This is a genomic window from Pseudomonas sp. NPDC089569 (assembly GCF_050280625.1).
Lineage (GTDB): Bacteria > Pseudomonadota > Gammaproteobacteria > Pseudomonadales > Pseudomonadaceae > Aquipseudomonas.
Genome location: NZ_JBNNVQ010000237.1, coordinates 1 through 2,064 on the forward strand (window position 1 = coordinate 1; position 2,064 = coordinate 2,064).

General features: G+C 57.1%; 1 protein-coding gene and 1 pseudogene. One reads left to right on the top strand and one right to left on the bottom strand.

The window, feature by feature from the left end; all coding sequences use genetic code 11:
• Positions 1-71: 71 nt before the first annotated feature.
• A complete protein-coding gene (gene thiI, locus ACQKP2_RS32625) occupies positions 72-1,526 on the bottom strand; it encodes a tRNA uracil 4-sulfurtransferase ThiI (RefSeq protein WP_427582354.1) in 1,455 nt (484 codons plus the stop codon).
• A gap of 328 nt (positions 1,527-1,854) precedes the next feature.
• Between thiI and ACQKP2_RS32630 the strand changes: the two are divergent.
• Positions 1,855-1,974 (top strand): annotated as a pseudogene (locus ACQKP2_RS32630) (hypothetical protein); the annotation flags it as partial.
• Positions 1,975-2,064: the final 90 nt, after the last annotated feature.

Below are 2,064 nucleotides of genomic sequence, written 5' to 3' on the forward strand. Positions count from 1 at the left end.
ACGGAAACGTCGCTGACAAGTCATATGCCGTGGCTCGCGCTGATTTTCATTCAGTAAACAGCCCCGGGCACTTAGCTCGGTCGATAAACGCGCACATTGGCATGCCCCTCACTGAGCAGATGGTGGGCATGCAGGCGACTCATCACGCCTTTGTCGCAATACAACAGGTACTGGCGAGTAGGATCCAGTTCCTTGAAACGAGCGTTCAGTGCGTAGAACGGCATCGTCTGTACCTCGATACCAGCGAGCTCCAGCGGATCGTCCTCGGCGGCATCCGGGTGACGGATGTCGATGACGATCTGACCGGCCAGCGCGTCGCTGACTTCTTCAATCTGCAGGTCCTGGCCCAATTCATCGATCACGCGATCGATCGGCACCAGCCTGGCGTTTTCGAGCGCACGCTCGAGTACCGCCATGTCGAATTCTTTCTCTTCATGCTCGACGCGATAACGCTTGGCGGCCGTTTTCGGATTGACCGAAATGACCCCGCAGTACTCCGGCATGTGCCGGGCGAAATCGCCGGTGCCGATGGCGTCGGCCGTGTCGATGATGTCCTGCTTGTGGCTGGCGATCAGCGGGCGCAGTACCAGCTTGTCGGTCACACAGTCGATCACGGACAGGTTCGGCAGCGTCTGGCTCGACACCTGGGAGATCGCCTCGCCGGTGACCAGGGCGTCGATGTGCAGGCGCTCGGCGATGCTGGAGGAAGCACGCAACATCATACGCTTCAACACCACGCCCATATGGCTGTCATCGACCTTGCCGAGAATCTCGCCCAGCACTTCCTCGAACGGCACACTGACAAATAACACGCGTTGCGAGCTGCCGTACTTCTTCCAGATGAAATGCGCGACTTCCATCACGCCCAGTTCATGGGCACGTCCGCCCAGGTTGAAGAAGCAGAAGTGTGCCATCAGCCCGCGGCGCATGATCTGGTAGGCCGCGACGGTGGAGTCGAAACCGCCGGACATCAGTACCAGGGTCTGCTCCAGTGCACCCAGCGGATAACCGCCGATGCCATTGTGCTGACCGTGGATCACGAACAACCGCTGGTCGCGAACCTCGATGCGAACTTCGACTTCCGGCTTTTTCAGATCGATCCCGGCGGCACCGCATTGACGGCGCAACTGGCTGCCGACGTACTTCTCGATATCGATGGAGCTGAACGGGTGCTTGCCGGCGCGCTTGCAACGTACCGAGAAGATCTTGCCCGCCAGCGCATCACCGTAGTGCTGCTTGCACTTGGCGACGATGTCGTCGAAGTCGCCCAGCGGGTATTCGTCGATCTGCAGGAAATGCGCGATACCGGGCGTGCAGCTCAGACGCTCGCCCATCTCTTTGAGGGCCTTGGGATCACTGACGCGGGTTTCCAGCTCGAGGTTGTCCCACACACCGTTCACCACCACGGCCGGGTCCAGATCACGGAGCACGGCGCGGATGTTCTTCGCCAACTGACGGATGAAACGCGTCCGGACCGGGCGGCTCTTGATGGTGATCTCGGGGAAGACTTTTACGATTAGTTTCATGAAAACTGCGCGCGCAGGGCCGACCGGAAAAAGGGGGGCGCGGATTATAGCGGAAATTGCTCAAGGTTTAACCAATTAATGTACAGAAGGTTTTCACTGCACCAAAACAGGTCACTTTTGAATTTCGACGCTACATTACGGGGCGAGATTTTCCGCTTTTCCGCGCTTTGCACTTCTATAAGCGTGAATTTGGGGCAAAAAACCCATGCTGGGGCACTGGCATGCAATTTGCTCCCTTGTGAGGCAGGTTGCCTTGGCAGAGTATTCGCGCCGGCATCACTCATATTCAAGGGCATCCATTACAGCCCTAATCCACCCGGAGGACACTATGTCGAAGTCGGTTCAACTCATCAAAGATCATGACGTCAAGTGGATTGATCTGCGCTTCACGGACACCAAAGGCACTCAGCACCACGTGACCATGCCGGCTCGCGATGCGCTGGGCGATGGATCAAGCCTCGGTTAAGCGTGCATTTGAGGATGCATTGTAGATACTATGTTTATACAATTCTGTTGCAATTCACACCTTGTGTATCTA

Bases quoted from the DNA above. Each gene is read 5' to 3' on its own strand.
- thiI (WP_427582354.1), bottom strand. From the start codon at position 1,526: ATGAAACTAATCGTAAAAGTCTTCCCCGAGATCACCATCAAGAGCCGC.